We start from the raw sequence: 17,653 nt of genomic DNA, 5'->3' as shown, positions 1-17,653 counted from the left end.
AACCCGCTTAAACTCCTATATTTTTAATTTAATTAGATCATATTGAAAAGCGCAATTAATTAAAAACACAGGGTGTGGCGAGTATTATAAAATAAGAAAGGTTGGTTAAAGGTTTGTTTTATAACTTAATGAAAATTATAAAAATTTTTAAAATTATTTTTGATAATTAAGTTTTTGAAATTTAAAAAATAATTACATATATTTTAATTAAAAACTTTTTAGTCTAATAGATTGATTATTAATTTTGAGTTTAATTATTTATAGCGAATTAGATTTTCGCTTGAAACTTGGTTGAATTTTTAAAATCAAGATAATAAAGGAAAAGGATATGCAATTAACGGAAGAGCAATTACTCGCAGCATATAAACGTATGCGTGATATTCGTGAATTTGAGGATCGACTTCACGAAGAAAATACCAATGGTGATATTCCAGGTTTTATTCACTTATATAGTGGTGAAGAGGCTGTAGCAGTCGGGATTTGTGAAAACCTAACAGACAAAGACTATATCACTTCAACCCATCGTGGACATGGTCACTGTATTGCAAAAGGCTGTGACATTCACGCCATGATGCTGGAAATTTTCGGTAAAGATGACGGGCTGTGCCGTGGAAAAGGCGGTTCTATGCATATTGCCGATTTGGATAAAGGTATGCTCGGTGCCAACGGAATTGTGGGTGGTGGGCCTCCTTTAGCAATTGGTGCAGCGTTGACAGCAAAAACCTTAAAGACAGGTGGTGTCGGACTATCTTTTACAGGTGATGGTGGTTCAAACCAAGGTCTTACTTTTGAAGCAATGAACATGGCGGTTGTTCTTAAACTTCCAGTCATTTTCGTTTTCGAAAATAACGGTTTTGGTGAAGGGACTGGTCATGATTACGCAGTAGGAAGCAAAGACATTGCTGGTCGTGCAGCAGGTTTTGGTTTACCAGCGGTTAAAGTTGATGGTACTGATTTCTTCGCAGTTTATGAAGCTGCTCAAACTGCCATTGATCGAGCGCGCCGTGGTGAAGGGCCGAGTGTTATTGAAACCATTACAAACCGTTTTTATGGCCACTTTGAAGGTGACCCTGGCTTGATTCGTTCTAAGGAAGAAGTCGAGTTCATTAAAGAAAATAAAGATCCTTTGAAAATTTTCCGAGAGAAAGTTAAAGGCAAAATTGATGAAGCTAAGCTAGACGAGATTGATGCAGCCTCTAAGGCAAATGTTGATGATGCAGTTGCAAAAGCTCGTGCTGCAGCTTACCCGCAACCAGAACAACTCCTTACCGACGTCTATGTCTCTTACTAAAGGAATAGTAAAGATGCCAAATAAAAGTTTTCGTAATGCGATTAAAGAAGCCATTGAATCAGAAATGCGCCGCGACCCAACAGTTTTTGTAGTTGGTGAAGATGTCCGCGGTGGACATGGTGGTAAAAATACCGAAGATAACGAGCTTGAAGGCTTTGGTGGAGTACTTGGTGTGACCAAAGGTTTATGGACAGAATTTGGTTCAGAGCGTGTTATTGATACACCAATTACCGAATCTGCAATTATCGGTATGGCTGCCGGTGCTGCGGCCACCGGTTTACGTCCTGTTGCTGACTTAATGTTTATGGATTTCTATGGCGTGTGTCATGACATGCTCTATAACCAAGCCGCTAAGTTCCGTTATATGTTTGGCGGAAAAGCAAAAGCGCCAATGGTTGTACGTGGCATGATTGGTGCTGGTTTTTCTGCGGCAGCTCAGCATTCGCAGTCACCATATAACGTATTCGCCGCGGTTCCGGGCTTAAAAGTTGTGGTTCCATCTAGCCCATATGATGTGAAAGGGCTGTTAATTCAGGCTATTCGTGATGACGACCCTGTGGTGTTCTGCGAGCATAAAATGCTTTATGACATTAAAGGCGAAGTTCCAGATGATGCCTATACCATTCCTTTTGGTGTAGCAAATTATACCCGTGAAGGGACAGACGTGACCATTATTGCGTTAGGGCTGATGGTACACCGTGCCAATGAAGTGGCAGACAAACTGGCAAAAGATGGTATTTCGGTTGAAGTGGTAGACCCTCGTACCATTTCACCTCTGGATGAAGAAGGAATTTTAGAGTCTGTTGCGTCGACTGGGCGAGTGGTCATTGTGGATGAATCAGCGGCACGCTGTGGTTTTGGGCATGATGTTGCTGCACTGGTCGCGCAAAAAGGTTTCCACTATTTGAAAGCACCTGTTGAACTCGTAACGCCACCACATACGCCTGTTCCATTCTCTCCAGTTTTAGAAAAAGAATGGATTCCAAGTGTAGAGCGTATTGAGCAAGCTGTACGAAAAACATTGGAGGCTTAGGATGAGCGAAATTAAAACGCTGGAGATCCCGAAATGGGGATTATCCATGGAAGAAGGCACGATCGCCCAATGGTTGATTAAAGAGGGTGATAGCTTTAATAAAGGCGATGAAATTTGTGAAATTGAAACCACAAAAATCGTCAATGTATTAGAAGCACCTTTTGCAGGAACGCTCCGTAAAATTTTAGCAAAAGATGGTGATACTTTACCTGTTGGTGGCCTTATTGCCGTATGTGCTGATAGTGAAATTTCTGATGCAGAAATTGAAACGTTTATTGCATCATTAGGTGGTTCAGCAGCTAAGGCCCCTGAAGCACCTTCGGAACAAAGTAAATCGGAAACATTTGCACCTGTTGCTGAAAAAGCAGAACAGTCACAGACTGCTTCAGCTCCTGCAAAGGTAGCTAAAGGTGACTATGCTGTACCTGAGTCATTACAAGGCTATCAAACGTCTGATGAGTTGTTTACAACACCGCATGCGTTAAAGCTTGCAGAAAAGCACAATGTAAACTTGGTAAAAGTCACAGGTTCTGGTCGTGAAGGACGTATTAGTGTTCAAGACATCCAGAAAGCTGTGCAGGCTGCTGGAGGTCAATGGCCTGATGTTAAACAGCAAACTCAAGCTAAAGTGGTTAAATCTACTGCCGACGATAGTCAAGTTTCAGCAACACCTGTAGCACGCCGTTTAGCAAAGCAATGGGGCATTAACCTAAATGACTGCCGTGTTTCAGGTACTCGTGGCCGTGTCTGTAAAGAAGATGTTGAAGCGGTTTATTACCGTAATAATCCAACCTCGGTAAATGAACAATCTGCTCAATGTGCTGCTCAACCACAATCGACCGTTACTACTATGGCGATGAATGGTATACGTAAAGCGATTGCTTCACGGTTACAGGCTGCAAAACGTAATGCACCGCATTTCCGCTTAGTGGTCGATCTAAACGTTGAAGCTTTGCAAAAACTACGTAAGCAGATTAATGAGACCGTTCCACAAGTGAAACTTTCAATTAATGACATGCTAATTAAAGCAGCTGCTGCGGCACTGATTAAAGTACCTGAGGTAAACGTTCAATTTGATGAGGCGACTCAATCAATTTTACAGTTCTCTCAAGCGGATATTTCGGTGGCCGTAGCGATTCCAAACGGTTTAATTACACCCATTGTAAAAGCAGCAAATCAGAAGTCTTTAGCGCAGATTTCCGACGACATGCGTGATTTGGCAACGCGTGCCAAGACTGGCAAGTTACAACCTGATGAGTTTCAGGGCGGCAGCTTTAGCATTTCAAATTTAGGAATGTTAGGCATTAAACAGTTCGATGCCATTATTAATCCACCGCAAGGTGCAATTATGGCATTAGGTGCTTCTGAATCACGTGCTGTTGTTGAAAATGGCAATGTAGTGGTTCGTGAGATTGTCACAGCGACGTTGTCATGCGATCACCGTGTCATTGATGGTGCAGTTGGGGCGAAATTCTTGGCCAGCTTTAAGCAGTTTGTTGAAAATCCTGCTTTAATTTTGGTGTAGGAGAACCCGCATGTCAGAAGCTCAATTTGATTTAATTGTGATTGGCGCGGGACCGGGTGGGTATGTGGCTGCAATTCGTGCAGCCCAGCTCGGCTTAAAAACCGCAATTGTAGAAGAGCAACATTTAGGCGGAATTTGTCTAAATTGGGGCTGTATTCCAACTAAAGCTTTGCTTGCAGGGGCAGAGCTTGCAACTCAGTTTAAACATGCAGGACAGTTTGGTTTTCAGGTATCTCAACTCGATTTTGATATACAAAAGCTTGTGCAACATAGTCGCCAAGTGTCAGCTCAGTTAGTACAAGGCATCGATTATTTACTTAAAAAGAATCAGGTGACCGTGTTTAATGGTCGTGCTCAGCTTACGGCAAAAGAAAAAATTGCAGTGACCGATGCTCAAGGTAACAGTCAGGATTTGAGTGCACCACATATCATTTTGGCAACTGGAGCTAAAGCCCGACATGTTTCTCAACTTCCTGTCGATGGAACATATGTCTGGAGCTATAAAGAAGCGCTTGTTCCAGAGCAGTTACCGAAAAGTTTACTGGTTGTAGGTTCAGGTGCAATTGGTAGTGAGTTTGCTAGCCTTTATCAAGATTTGGGTTGTCAGGTCACGCTTATTGATTTAGCCAAGCAGATTTTACCAACTGAAGATGCGGAAGTTGCCCAATTTGTCAGAAAACAATTTGAACAAAAAGGTATGAAAGTCTTAACCGATGCTGTCGTTCAAAGTATTCAGATTGAAAATGAGCAAGTCCACTGTGTGGTTGAAACAGCAAGTGACGTTCAAACGCTTGTTTTTGACCGCGTGCTTTCGGCAATTGGTGTACAGCCTAATACCACGGGGCTAGGACTAGAACGTTTAGGTGTAGAACTCAATCCACAAGGTTTTGTGGCAATTGATGACTATTGTAAAACCAACGTAGCAGGGCTTTATGCAATTGGTGATGTTGCTGGAGCGCCGTGTCTCGCTCATAAAGCAAGCCATGAAGCCATGATATGTGTTGAGAAAATTGCTGGTGTAGCAAACGTCCATTCACTCGATCGTAGCCAGATTCCGGGTTGTATTTTTACTCATCCACAAGTGGCGAGTATCGGTTTAACGGAAAATGCAGCAAAAGCTAAGAATTTACCTATACGAATCGGCAAGTTTTCTTTAACAGCAAATGGCAAAGCTTTGGCAATTGGTGATGCATCAGGTTTTGTGAAAACGGTGATACATGCAGAGACGGGTGAATTACTTGGTGCACATATGGTCGGCCATGAAGTGACTGAACATATTCAAGGCTTTGCCATTGCTAAATATTTAGAAGCAACTGATGAAAGTTTAGCTCAAGTGATTTTCCCGCATCCAACCTTATCAGAAGCCATGCATGAATCCATTTTGGCCTCAATGCAACGAGCGATTCATATGTAGAAATTCTACATTTACAGGAGTTGAACATGGTTAAGGGATTAAAAAATAAAGTCGTTTTAGTGACTGGGGCAGCTCAAGGCATTGGCCGTGGGATTGCCCTGCGCTTGGCGCAAGAAGGAGCACATATTGCATTAGTTGATATGAAACAAGATCGATTGAACGATGTGCAGCAGGAAATTCAGGCTTTAGGTGTAAATGCGAGCACATTTATTGCCGACGTAAGTGACCGCGAGCAAGTGTATTCCGCTATAAATCATGCTGAGCAGACACTTGGCGGGTTTGATGTCATGATTAATAATGCTGGAATTGCACAAGTTCAAGCGATTGCTGATATCACACCGGATGAATTTCAAAAAATTGTTGATATCAATATTGGTGGAGTGCTGTGGGGCATACAGGCTGCTGCTGCAAAATTTAAGCAACGTCAACATAAAGGAAAAATCATTAATGCTTGCTCAATTGCAGGCCACGATGGGTTTGCTTTACTCGGTATTTACTCAGCAACCAAATTTGCGGTACGAGCACTTACCCAAGCTGCGGCAAAAGAATATGCCAGTCATGGTATTACGGTAAATGGATATTGCCCCGGAATTGTCGGAACAGACATGTGGGTTGAAATCGATAAACGTTTTGCTGAAATTACCGGTGCAGCAATCGGTGAAACTTATAAAAAGTATGTGGAAGGCATTGCTTTAGGTAGAGCTCAAACACCAGATGATGTAGCTGCATTAGTTGCTTTTCTGGCAAGTGAAGATTCGGACTATATTACGGGTCAATCCATTTTAACGGACGGCGGCATTGTCTATCGCTAAAACAACATCCTGATTTGAGGGAGATAATAATGAAAGCAGCGCGTTTTTATGACAGAGGCGATATTCGTATTGAAGATATCCCTGAACCAGAAGTCACTCCCGGTACTGTAGGTATTAAGGTAGCTTGGTGTGGAATATGTGGTACAGATTTGCATGAGTTTATGGAAGGGCCGATTTTTATTCCACCGTGTGGACATCCGCATCCTATTTCAGGCGAATCTGCGCCGATTACTATGGGACATGAGTTTTCAGGTGTGGTTTATGCCGTAGGTGAAGGTGTTGATGATATTGAAATTGGTCAACATGTCGTCGTAGAGCCTTATATTGTGGCCGATGATGTGCCGACTGGACCGGGCGATAATTATCATCTTTCCAAAAATATGAACTTTATTGGTTTAGGCGGTCGTGGCGGTGGTTTGTCGGAGAAAATAGCAGTTAAACGCCGTTGGGTGCATCCAATTTCCAATAAAATCCCGCTAGATCAGGCAGCCTTAATTGAACCTTTATCGGTGGGTCATCATGCTTTCGTACGTAGTGGCGCAAAAGCTGGAGATATTGCACTGGTTGGAGGTGCGGGCCCAATTGGTTTATTGCTTTCGGCAATTTTAAAAGCGAAAGGTCTTAAGGTTATCATTACCGAGTTAAGTGCCAAACGTAAAGAAAAAGCCAAAGAGTCGGGAGTCGCAGATTATATTTTAGACCCGTCAGAAGTTGATGTTGTTTCTGAGGTCATGAAAATTACTAATGGTAATGGCGTCGATGTCGCGTTTGAATGTAGTAGCATTAACAAGGTGTTAGATACTTTGGTCGCGTCAGTCAAACCAACAGGTGTTATTGTTATTGTTTCGATTTGGAGCCACCCAGCATCAATTAATGTGCACAGTGTGGTAATGAAAGAACTTGATGTACGAGGCACAATTGCCTACGTAAATGACCATCAAGAAACCATTAAACTGGTCGAAGAAGGTAAAATAAATCTGGAACCTTTTATTACCCAGCGCATTCAACTTGATGATTTGATTTCACAAGGTTTTGAAACCTTAATTCATAACAATGAGTCAGCCGTTAAGATTATCGTACATCCATAAATAGACACTTAAACCTATAAAAAAAGAGCGAATCATCGCTCTTTTTTTATTAAAGTAAGTTGTTGTTTTGAGCTTCAATAATAGGGGGTAATGGTTGTCCTAAAGAGCTTAAAGACTCCCGTTCAATTAAACGTACAATTGAATCGAGCGGTAAATCATTTTCTTGCAAACCAAAAGGTTCTTCAATTTGAGCACTTAAGGCATCTAAACCTAAAAACATATAAGCGATTAAGCCCACAATAAGCGGTGTCCAAATACCTAAAGCAGCTTCAAGGCTAAACGGTAAGATGAAACAAAAACAATAAACAGCACGATGTAAAAGTACTGAATATGAGTAGGGTAAAGGTGTTCCAGCAATCCGGTCACAACCTGCTTGGATATTGCCTAGCTCAATAATATGTCGATTTAAGGTACTATAGATAATGTCACTAATTTCGCCGTCTTTTAGAGATTTGACTAAATCTTTTTGAATATTTTCGAGTACAAACTGTGGTGCATTAATATGATCATTTAAATAATCGAGTGAAGAGTTATTTAAATACGCATGTTCAAGAAATTTGGTTGGTTCAGCAGTTTGCTGGCGCAGTCGATCACGTAGTAAATTACTAAAAATTAAGACCTGATGAATTAAATGTTCACGTTGTTCATTGGTAAGAACGTAACTATCTCTAACAATATGTCTGGCATTTGCAATTAAAGCTCCCCAAAGTTTACGACCTTCCCACCAACGGTCATAACACGCATTATTTCTAAAGCCAGTACAAATCGAAAGAATCACACCAAAGATGGTAAATCCGATCGCAGGTACTGTAGGTATTTGAATCCAATGATAATAAGAGAGCCAGACCACACATGCTGAAATAAGTACAACAAAACTTAGTGCTGGCAAAACCTTGGGTAAAACAGTTCCTTTCCATGCAAATAAGAGTTTAAAAACGCTGCTTTTATCGCGAACAATCATAGAAAGCCTTTGAACTAACGGACCTAACCAACTGCAATATGATACGCCTTAGATGAGTTAAATACCTAGCTAAAGCTTGTGCTTTTGTCTATATCGCCAAAGAGTAGTGCGGCTAATTCCAAAAATATTCGCGACCATATTCAGGTTATTGTTATATTTTTCTAAAGCAGCTTGCACATTTTCTGGACTAAGCTCGGTATTTGTCTCAGGCAATTTAACGTAATCGTCAGCATTTAAGAGCTCATTTGGTAAGTCTTCAACTTCAATCTCATCCTTACCATTTGCCATCGTTAACGCATAAAGTAGGGTGTTTTTAAGCTCACGAACATTTCCGGGCCAGTCATAATTTAAAAGAACTTGCATGGCCTTTTGATTAACATGGCGAGGCATTGTGTCGAGTTGGGTTGAGCTTTCTTTTAAAATCTGATCGACAATGAGAGGTATATCGACTTTTCGCTCTCTGAGCGGTGGTATAAAAATTGGAATCACACGCAAACGGTAAAGCAAATCGTGACGGAAACGCCCAGCCTTAGCTTCTTCTCGTAAAGCTTTGTGTGTTGCTGTAATAATGCGGACATTGGCTTGAATAGGTTTTTCACCACCTACAGGAGTAAATTCACCTGTTTCTAATACCCGTAATAATTTAGCCTGAAGCTCTAAAGGAATCTCGGCAATTTCATCCAGAAACAGTGTTCCGCCTGCGGCACGTTCAAACACACCTTTATGGTCGCGAATTGCTCCCGTAAAAGCACCTTTCACATGCCCAAAGAGTTCACTTTCTAAAATATTAGCATTAAGAGCGGCACAGTTAATCGCCACAAAAATTTTATTTTTACGTTGGCTATAATCATGAATTGCTTTTGCCACAAGCTCTTTACCACTACCAGATTCACCGCGAACAAGCACTGGAAACTCAGTAATTGCCACTCTTTGAATGATTGAAAACATACGGGCCATTTCTGGTGAACAACTATTGAAAACTTTAGCCAAGTCTTGTAATTGTTCTGTGAGCTCTAGTTGATCAGCGATATCATTCTCTATGCTAATGGGCTGTAGAATATGCAATTTCCCGATAATGCGATGCTCGGCAATATAAATATCATGTTCTTGATAGATAAATCGCTTTCTCATTTTAGGAGTATTGATTTCGAGATATTGATTGTGATGGTCTTGAGTAAGCGCTGCCATACTCTCAACAGAAATGTCATCTGTATTAAATTTATAGTGAATTGCTTGAGTCGTTGTGTCAGCGAGAAACAGACTCGCATTTGGGAGTAAAGCTTTTAATTGCTCAAATAAAGTAAAAAAATCTTGTTCTGACTCAAAATTTAACTTTGCCATTTCATGTGTTTCATAATCGTTTCATTGAAACATACTTGAGTTTCATAGGAACATCAAGCTGAGTTTGTTTTCTAGCTTAGAATTTACTTATTATTATAAATATTTGATTTTTATATTTATTATTTAATTTTAAATAATTGGCATCTTATTTGCAAAATATAGGAAAGAAATAAATTATTAGGGTATAAATCATGTTCTTTAAGCAGTTTTTTGAAAAAGAAAGTTCGACTTATACATATATGCTTGGATGTGAAGAAACACGAGAGGCTGTTTTAATTGATCCAGTCGCATCAGATATTGAGATTTATGCAAAAGAATTAGAGCAGCATCAATTTACGCTCATCTATACCTTAGATACCCATGTCCATGCAGACCATATTACTGCTGCGAATTTGCTTCGTGAACGTTTTCATTGCAAATCAGTTTTACATCGAAACTCAGATGTGAGTTGCGGAGATATTTTAATTACAGATGGTTGCATGCTTAAAGTCGGCAATCTCAGTATTGAAGCACGTTATACACCAGGTCATACCAATGCTTGTACGAGTTATTTGGTTGAAAACATGGTTTTCACGGGTGATGCATTATTAATTGATGGATGCGGTCGAACTGACTTCCAGCAAGGTAATGCAGGGACACTTTATGACAGTATTTATAGACAACTTTTCAGCCTACCTGATGAGACTATTGTGTATCCGGGACACGACTATAAGGGTCGTTTGTCTTCAACGATTGGTTATGAACGTTTAAAAAATTCACGTTTAGGTCAGAATCGCTCACGAGAAGATTTTATTAAATTGATGAATAATTTAAATCTGCCATATCCAAAACAAATCGATAAAGCGCTACCTGCCAATCAGGCCTGTGGCTCAACTTCACAATCATAAGGTGGCGATATGGAACTTAAACGAGTTAATCAAGAATTTTATGTTGCTGACCAGATTACTGCCGACGATATTGCGAAAATTGCTGATCAAGGGGTAAAAACTCTGATATGTAACCGTCCAGATGGAGAAGGTGCAGACCAACCCAATGTGATTGAAATTGAAGAAGCAGCTCAACAATATGGTCTAAACGTAATTTATCAGCCTGTTATCAGTGGTAAAATTACCGATCAACAAGTTACCGAGTTTAAGCAGCTTTATCAGAATGCTCAGAAGCCCGTTTTAGCATATTGTCGCTCTGGTATGCGTGCAATCAGTTTGTGGGCTTTGGCTGAAGTTGCTCCACAAGATGCAGCACTGTTAGTTGAGTCGGGTAATAAGCTTGGGTTTAACTTAAAAGGCTTGGTGCCACGTATTTTAAAACGTGATCATGAACCAGCCGCAATTCCTTGTTATAGCGTTGTGATTGTTGGCGCTGGGGCAGCAGGAATTTCTGTAGCGTCGAGTCTTTTATGTCGTGAACCTCATTTAGATATTGTCATTATTGATCCCGCAGATACACATTATTATCAACCGGGCTGGACCATGGTTGGTGGCGGTATTTTCAAACCACAAGTAACCGCACGCTCAATGACAAGTGTGATACCTTCAAAAGTAAAATGGATGAAAGCTGCGGTTGCTGGATTCGACCCTGATCATAATCAGGTTATTTTGGAAGGATGCCAACCTATTCAATATAAAGCTTTGGTCGTGTGTCCTGGTTTAAAACTGAATTGGCATGGAATTGAAGGTTTAGTCGAAACCTTGGGAAAAAATGGGGTGACGTCTAACTATCGTTATGATCTAGCGCCATATACATGGGAACTGGTGCAACAGTTAAATAGTGGAACGGCAATCTTTACCCAGCCGCCTATGCCGATTAAATGTGCTGGTGCTCCTCAAAAAGCGATGTACCTTTCAGCCGACTACTGGTTAAAGCAAGGCAAACTTAAAGATATCTCTATCCATTTTTATAACACTGGTGCTGTTTTATTTGGTGTGAAGGAATATGTACCTGCACTAATGCAATATGTCGAAAAATATGGCTCTGAACTGCACTTTAACCATCAACTTGTCAAAGTAGACGGCCCTGCAAAAAAAGCATGGTTTAAGGTAGTGAACGATGAAAATGCAGCATTGGTCGAGACTGATTTCGATATGTTGCATGTTGTTCCACCGCAACAAGCGCCTGATTTTATTCGTGCCAGCACACTCACTGATGAAGCAGGCTGGGTGAGCGTGAATCCTCAAACCCTACAACATACACAGCATGCCAATATTTTTGCTTTAGGTGATGTGATGAATGCACCTAATGCCAAGACTGCTGCTGCGGCACGGGCACAAGCTCCTATCGTTGCTGTGAATATTTTAGCACAACTGAACGGTGAGCAAAACTTCTGCGAGTACAACGGCTATGGTTCATGTCCACTCACGGTAGAGCGTGGAAAAATCGTTCTAGCTGAGTTTGGTTATGGCGGTAAATTACTTCCTAGTTTTCCGAAATGGGTCATTGATGGGCAAAAGCCATCTCGTTTGGCTTGGTTACTTAAAGAACAGATTTTACCGCCGATTTACTGGCAAGGCATGCTCAAGGGCCGCGAGTGGATGGTCAAACCTGAGCGAGGTTAAGCAAAGCAACGCTTTGTACGAGCGCAAGACGAGAACTATGTTCGAGTTAAGAAGATAAACAAAGCAAAGCTTTGTCCTGAGAAGCGGCTGAAGCTTCGCAAGAAGACAAGAATTTATGTCCTCATTAACCAGCAGTCTACTGCAAATGATGTAAATGCAATTTTAGGCTTTTGATATGTTATTACTTGTCGTTGAAGGCATCGTGATTGGCTTTTTACTTGGTCTTACCGGTGCAGGTGGCGGTATTCTTGCTGTACCCGCTCTCATGACCAGTCAAGGCTGGAGCGTGGCTCAAGCTGCGCCGATTGGGTTATTGGCAGTTGCGCTGTCTACACTCATTGGAACCATTGAAGGCTTATTTAAAAAGATAGTTCGTTATCGCGCTGCTATTTGGATTGCCTTAATTGGTGCCCCTATGGCACATATCGGCATTTTAATAGCCAACGCGATTTCACCTGTTTGGCTCATGTTAATGTTTAGCTTGGTCATGTTTACAGTAGGTTATCGACTTATTAGTAACCGAGTATCAGACTTTCATAACCCGCCGTGTCAGGTCAACCCAAGTACGGGGCGCTTTATCTGGAATTTTAAAACTGGTGGTGTACTTGCCGGCATTGGAATTATTGCGGGGCTTTTAACTGGCATGCTAGGGGTGGGTGGCGGCTTTGTAATTGTACCAGCGCTTAGAAAAGTCACCAATTTGGATATGCATAGTATTGTTGCAACCTCACTTATGATTATTTTTCTCATTAGTGGCATAAGTATTGTGATGCATATTGCAGAGGGTTTCCATTATCCAGTCGCCATTACTAGTGCGTTTGCTCTTGCATGTGTAGCAGGCATGCTATTAGGTCGTCGAGCTATTCGCTTTATTCCACCTGCGATTGTACAAAAAGTCTTTGCTTTAATGGTTTTTGCTGTTGCAATTTATATGGTCATTAAGATTGTTAATCTAACTAATATTTAAGAAATATAGTATTTTAACTTATCTATATAAATACAAAGTTTCCAGAGATGATGCATTGACATTGTCTATGGAAACTTTTTGATTTAAATCATATAAATTTTTGAGAAAGCGAAATGAAGCGAGTTAACGTGGCAATTTGTGGTTTTGGACGGATTGGGCAACAAATTGCAGAGCTTCTTTTAAATCGATCAACATACTATAAACAAAAATATCAAATTGATGCCCATTTAGTGGGTGTCTGTAAATCATCATCAGGCTTAATTGATCAAGAAGGCTTACAAGCTGCAAAGTGGTTAGATAAAACACAATATCAAGCAGGCTTAACTGAGCAAAAGTTTTTAGAACAGGTGCAAGCAGATGTCATTATTGAGACCGGACCAAGTGACTATGTGACAGGTGGAAAGGGTTTATTTTATTTAAATTATGCGTTAACACATAGCATGAATGCGATTGCAGTGTCTAAAGGTGCGTTAGTCGTCGAAGGCAAAAAATTAATTAACTTGGCACATCAACATAATAAAAAACTATTTTTTAGCGGTGCAACGGCTGCGGCCTTACCGACTGTTGATTTGTTTGAATATAACTTGGCTGGCTGCCAAATTTTAGAAATAGAAGGTGTGTTTACAGGCACCACGAATTTTATTTTGAATGATATGTTGCAACATGAATGTGTGTTTGCAGAATCTCTTGAAAAAGCTCAAGCAAAAGGTATTGCGGAACCTGACAGTTCTTTCGATGTAGATGGATGGGATACTGCTGCTAAAATTACCATACTGGCAAATACTGTTTTAGGAGCTGATGTAAAAATTCAGGATATTCCAAAACAAGGAATCAGTCATGTTACTGCCGATGATATACGTGATTGGAAAAAAGAAGATCTAATTCCTCGTCTGGTCGGTTTTATTCATCTGAAAAATCAGCAAATTCAAACAGGTGTTGAATTAAGATTAGTTCCAGCAAATCATTCTTTTGCTCATCTGCAAGGTTCTAATAAATGCATTCGGGTGTTAACTCAAGAAATGGGTGAATTTGTAGTTAGTGGAGGAGCATCTGCACCTTTGGCTACAGCAGCCGCGGCTTTAAAAGATTTTGAGCTGATGCTAAAAACGTACTGCTGAAATTAATTATGATTTATAAAAAAGCAGGCTATTAAGCCTGCTTCTCACAATTTTTTTGACTATTAAATAACTTCTTTCCAATTTCAAATTTACTAAACATTAAGTAGTTACCAAGTAAGATTAGTAAAATTCCAAATACAGCATTTAAAGTCCACTCATATCCCTCAAAGAAAGTAGAAACTGTTAGAGCAACTAAAGGGAAGAGTAATGTGCTATAGGCTGCTTTGGCTGCACCAATTCGCCCAACCAAAGAAAAATAAGCTGAGAACCCAATAACCGTACCAAATACAGCTAAGTAAAGTACCGAACTTAAAAATGGGAAATTCATTGGAGGCATTAGATCCTGGCCTGTAAATAAAGCTAGACTTAACATTACCAATGCACCATAAGTCATGGCATAACAATTTGTTGAAAAGATATTTAGGCCACGTTTTTGGTGTCTAACACTAATCATATTCCCTAAAGAAAAACCGTAAGTACCTATTGCACATAACCCAATTCCCATCAATAACTGTGTATTAAACTGGCTATTAATGAGGTCATGCCAAAACAGTAAAACAATACCACCTAGTCCTAAAAGTGCAGCTGGAGCAAAGTTTGGGGAAGGTTTTTGCTTAAAAAAGATAAGCGCATTAATGGCATTAAAGAAAACAGCCATCGAAAAAATAACGGACTCTAAACCGCTATTTACATATTTAACGGCGGTATAAAAACAAATAAAGTTTAGGCCGAAAACACAAAGGCCTTGCAGCATACAAAACAAGTGATCTTTTAAAGCAATTCGCTGTAATTTTCCTGAAAATAGTAGAACAACCCAAAGTAATAAGGCTGAAATAGCAAAACGCCATAAAATTGCGACGACGGGTGTTGCATAATGGCTCTGAACGGCAATTCCAATCCATGTTGTTCCCCAAATCAACACCACCGCAACATAGAGAAAAATATTCATAAGTTCATCCTCGATTACCAAACTTAAGTATCTAGGAATGCTTCATTTTTCACGTATATATTCTTGTGTTATACATGCAAGATCTTGCGCTTTTTATATAACTGAACTAGCTGAATTTTGCTGAATATGGTTAACTTAAGCTCAATGATATTCGTTTTAATTTTGCATGGCCTATCAAACTTTAGAACAGCTACAGCAATCTAAAGCCAAGCTTCACGAAACTGTGGTGCTTGATGAAAATATGCAACTTGCATTTTGGTCTAATGAGCAAGATCGTGTAAGTGTCTGTAGCGATCACCATACTTTAAGTCTTTATATTCAAGATGGCTATGAAAGCTATCAAAAAACACCTGCTGGCTGGAAAAATGGCGGTGGGCCAGGTCGTTTTTGCTTATTGCCTGAACATCAGGAGTCGACTTGGGATATACGAGGCGGACTTAAATTTGTTCACTTGTATTATACCGACCAACATTTGCGTGATGTCGCCGAAAAAATATGGGACAAAGAGCCCAATCAAATTGAACTAAACGAAGTTGTCTTTAATGATGACGAAAAGATTCGTGCGCTATATCAGTTTTTCCTACTTGATTGTGATTGGAATGATTCATCAAACCATTTACAAATGAGTACAACTGCCAGTTTATTGTTGAATCATTTAATTCGAAGATATAGCAATGTTAAGTGGCAGCAGCCTGTCATTAAAGGTGGCCTTGCTCCTCATAAACTCAAATATATTCAAGACTGGATTGAAGGGCATTTAGACCAAGCACTCACTTTGTCAGACTTGGCAAATGTTGTGAATTTAAGTGAATACCATTTTGCTCATATGTTTAAGCAATCCATGAATATGGCGCCTCATCAATATGTTATGCAAAGACGTTTAACTAAGGCAAAGGGTTTAATTCAGTCATCTCATCTTTCTTTACAAGATATCTCTTTGGTATGTGGTTTTAGTTCAGCAAGCCATTTAAGCCATCGTTTTAAACAGTTTTATGGAATGAGCCCTTCGCAGTTACGTTAAAGGACTCATGGCTCATTTTTATAAAAGATAAATACCTAAACCAATTAGTGCTGATGCAAAAATGACATAGAGTACATTAATGTTAAAGTGGAATAAGGCAATAAATGCAGCCACAGTAATGATCGCCGAGATAACATCAAAGTGACCGGAAAAACCGTGCGGCCATAGCACGTGATAACTAAAAAATAATGCTAGATTTAAAATGACACCGACCACAGCCGCGGTAATCGCAGTGAGTGGTGCTGTAAACTTAATTTCATTGTGTGTAGATTCAATAAAAGGACCACCTGCAAAAATAAATACAAATGAAAAGAGAAAGGTAAACCAAGTCACAATGACAGCACCGAGCGCTCCAGCAAAAAATAGATGTTCAGGCCCAAGTAATGAATGATTAACACCTCCTAAAAAACCAACAAAGGCAACCACCATAATCAGTGGACCGGGTGTAGTTTCACCTAAAGCTAAACCATCAATCATTTGCGTAGGTGAAAGCCATCCAAAATGATTTACAGCGCCTTGATAGACATAAGGTAAAACTGCATATGCACCCCCAAAAGTCAGCAATGCAGCTTTAGTAAAAAACCACGCCATTTGGGTATAAGAATGATGCCATCCAAAATATGCGCCTAAAGCTAAAATTGGCAATAACCATAGAACGATTGCCACAAAAATAAGTTTAGCTAACCGCGACCAATGGAATTTAGCATGCTCTGGGGGCGGTGTATCATCATCAATAAATGCCGGACCATAATCCTTTTGACTGGCTTTATGACCAGCTGCTGAGGAAAATAGTTGAGGGTACCTTTTACTGGCTAAATAGCCAGCAATACCAGCTGATAGCACAATAAGAGGGAAAGGAAGCTTTAAGACAAAAATGGCAAGAAATGCTGCAATTGCGACGAACCATAAAAATTTATTTTTAAGTGAGCGGCTTCCTATACGGTACGTTGCATGAAAGACAATTGCTGTAACCGCTGGTTTAATCCCGTAAAAAATACCTGCAATTACGGGAACATCTCCAAATTTTATGTAAACCCAAGACAGCCCAATTAAAATAAATAAGGAGGGTAATACAAATAGAATACCTGCAACCAATCCTCCCGCAGTTCTATGCATAAGCCAACCAATGTAGGTTGCTAATTGCTGTGCTTCAGGGCCGGGTAACAACATGCAGTAGTTCAGGGCATGCAAAAATCTTTTTTCAGATATCCAGCGCTTTTGTTCAACGAGTTCCTGATGCATTACAGCGATTTGTCCAGCTGGCCCCCCAAAGCTAATAAAGCCGAGCTTCAGCCAAAATAAAAAGGCTTGCCAGAAGGTGACCTTTCCCACTGAATCATCAGGGGTATTTTGTTGTTTTTGTTGCATATTATCCCCTAAAAAAATAATAGTAATTTTTACGTTTATGGCATAACGGAGTATGTTTTATAGCATAACAAATACAAATGTATTTTTTATGATAATAATTCAAATTTTATAGATAACCATTTACTAATTTATTGATATTCATTGAAATTATTTTTTTAACTAAAGTTATCGCTTTAAATTATTTCCAAAGCTGAAACATTTTAAACATTATTT

The 17,653-nt window shown here is 39.9% G+C and carries 15 protein-coding genes; 11 read left to right on the top strand and 4 right to left on the bottom strand.

Features of this window, described 5'->3' with window-relative positions:
- The first annotated feature begins 328 nt into the window (after positions 1-328).
- From QLG01_RS14355 to QLG01_RS14330, 6 genes are read left to right on the top strand one after another with little or no spacing between them, the layout of a single operon-like run.
- Positions 329-1,291 (top strand): thiamine pyrophosphate-dependent dehydrogenase E1 component subunit alpha, encoded by a 963-nt coding sequence (locus tag QLG01_RS14355; protein ID WP_004792523.1) that lies wholly within the window; start codon positions 329-331, stop codon positions 1,289-1,291.
- 13 nt (positions 1,292-1,304) lie between these two features.
- Complete coding sequence (locus tag QLG01_RS14350; protein WP_005304999.1) at positions 1,305-2,324, top strand: alpha-ketoacid dehydrogenase subunit beta; 1,020 nt, start codon at positions 1,305-1,307, stop codon at positions 2,322-2,324.
- Between the two features lies 1 nt (position 2,325).
- Positions 2,326-3,849 carry a 2-oxo acid dehydrogenase subunit E2 gene (locus QLG01_RS14345; protein WP_282496795.1) on the top strand — a complete coding sequence of 508 codons (1,524 nt, stop codon included), beginning with the start codon at positions 2,326-2,328 and terminating at the stop codon, positions 3,847-3,849.
- A 10-nt stretch (positions 3,850-3,859) separates the two neighbouring features.
- Positions 3,860-5,263, top strand: a complete 1,404-nt coding sequence (gene lpdA, locus QLG01_RS14340; RefSeq protein WP_151283163.1) for a dihydrolipoyl dehydrogenase — start codon at positions 3,860-3,862, stop codon at positions 5,261-5,263.
- A gap of 26 nt (positions 5,264-5,289) precedes the next feature.
- Positions 5,290-6,075: an acetoin reductase gene (locus tag QLG01_RS14335; protein ID WP_198308075.1), complete on the top strand. Its 786-nt coding sequence runs from the start codon at positions 5,290-5,292 to the stop codon at positions 6,073-6,075.
- A gap of 29 nt (positions 6,076-6,104) precedes the next feature.
- Positions 6,105-7,163, top strand: coding sequence for a 2,3-butanediol dehydrogenase (locus tag QLG01_RS14330; RefSeq protein ID WP_282496794.1), 1,059 nt, complete (start codon positions 6,105-6,107; stop codon positions 7,161-7,163).
- Positions 7,164-7,212: 49 nt separating this feature from the next.
- Here QLG01_RS14330 and QLG01_RS14325 read toward each other — a convergent pair whose 3' ends face one another.
- Together QLG01_RS14325 and QLG01_RS14320 are read right to left on the bottom strand one after the other, a co-directional pair.
- Complete coding sequence (locus QLG01_RS14325) at positions 7,213-8,124, bottom strand: bestrophin family protein (RefSeq protein WP_282496793.1); 912 nt, start codon at positions 8,122-8,124, stop codon at positions 7,213-7,215.
- Positions 8,125-8,193: 69 nt separating this feature from the next.
- Positions 8,194-9,465 carry a sigma-54 dependent transcriptional regulator gene (locus QLG01_RS14320; protein ID WP_282496792.1) on the bottom strand — a complete coding sequence of 424 codons (1,272 nt, stop codon included), beginning with the start codon at positions 9,463-9,465 and terminating at the stop codon, positions 8,194-8,196.
- Positions 9,466-9,656: 191 nt separating this feature from the next.
- On the opposite strand from QLG01_RS14320, the gene QLG01_RS14315 reads away from it, so the two are divergent.
- The 4 genes from QLG01_RS14315 to QLG01_RS14295 all read left to right on the top strand — a co-directional run bounded on the left by QLG01_RS14315 (position 9,657) and on the right by QLG01_RS14295 (position 14,102).
- Positions 9,657-10,352 carry an MBL fold metallo-hydrolase gene (locus tag QLG01_RS14315; RefSeq protein ID WP_069036985.1) on the top strand — a complete coding sequence of 232 codons (696 nt, stop codon included), beginning with the start codon at positions 9,657-9,659 and terminating at the stop codon, positions 10,350-10,352.
- A gap of 9 nt (positions 10,353-10,361) precedes the next feature.
- The gene (locus QLG01_RS14305; RefSeq protein ID WP_348994506.1) at positions 10,362-12,017 is read left to right on the top strand and encodes a TIGR01244 family sulfur transferase; all 1,656 of its coding nucleotides are present in this window, start codon (positions 10,362-10,364) and stop codon (positions 12,015-12,017) included.
- A gap of 175 nt (positions 12,018-12,192) precedes the next feature.
- Positions 12,193-12,984: a sulfite exporter TauE/SafE family protein gene (locus QLG01_RS14300; RefSeq protein WP_162283263.1), complete on the top strand. Its 792-nt coding sequence runs from the start codon at positions 12,193-12,195 to the stop codon at positions 12,982-12,984.
- Positions 12,985-13,097: 113 nt separating this feature from the next.
- On the top strand, positions 13,098-14,102 hold the full coding sequence (locus tag QLG01_RS14295) for a homoserine dehydrogenase (RefSeq protein ID WP_282496791.1): 1,005 nt from the start codon (positions 13,098-13,100) through the stop codon (positions 14,100-14,102).
- Positions 14,103-14,133: 31 nt separating this feature from the next.
- On the opposite strand, the gene QLG01_RS14290 is transcribed toward QLG01_RS14295, so the two are convergent.
- On the bottom strand, positions 14,134-15,051 hold the full coding sequence (locus QLG01_RS14290; protein WP_282496790.1) for a DMT family transporter: 918 nt from the start codon (positions 15,049-15,051) through the stop codon (positions 14,134-14,136).
- 166 nt (positions 15,052-15,217) lie between these two features.
- Here QLG01_RS14290 and QLG01_RS14285 point away from each other — a divergent pair, with 166 nt between their 5' ends.
- Complete coding sequence (locus QLG01_RS14285; RefSeq protein WP_199942115.1) at positions 15,218-16,072, top strand: AraC family transcriptional regulator; 855 nt, start codon at positions 15,218-15,220, stop codon at positions 16,070-16,072.
- Between the two features lie 18 nt (positions 16,073-16,090).
- Here QLG01_RS14285 and chrA read toward each other — a convergent pair whose 3' ends face one another.
- Complete coding sequence (chrA, locus tag QLG01_RS14280) at positions 16,091-17,440, bottom strand: chromate efflux transporter (protein WP_282496789.1); 1,350 nt, start codon at positions 17,438-17,440, stop codon at positions 16,091-16,093.
- Positions 17,441-17,653: the final 213 nt, after the last annotated feature.

It is taken from the genome of Acinetobacter sp. V89_4, assembly GCF_029967875.1.
Taxonomy (GTDB): domain Bacteria; phylum Pseudomonadota; class Gammaproteobacteria; order Pseudomonadales; family Moraxellaceae; genus Acinetobacter; species Acinetobacter oleivorans.
This window is presented reverse-complemented; position numbering and strand designations above follow the sequence as displayed.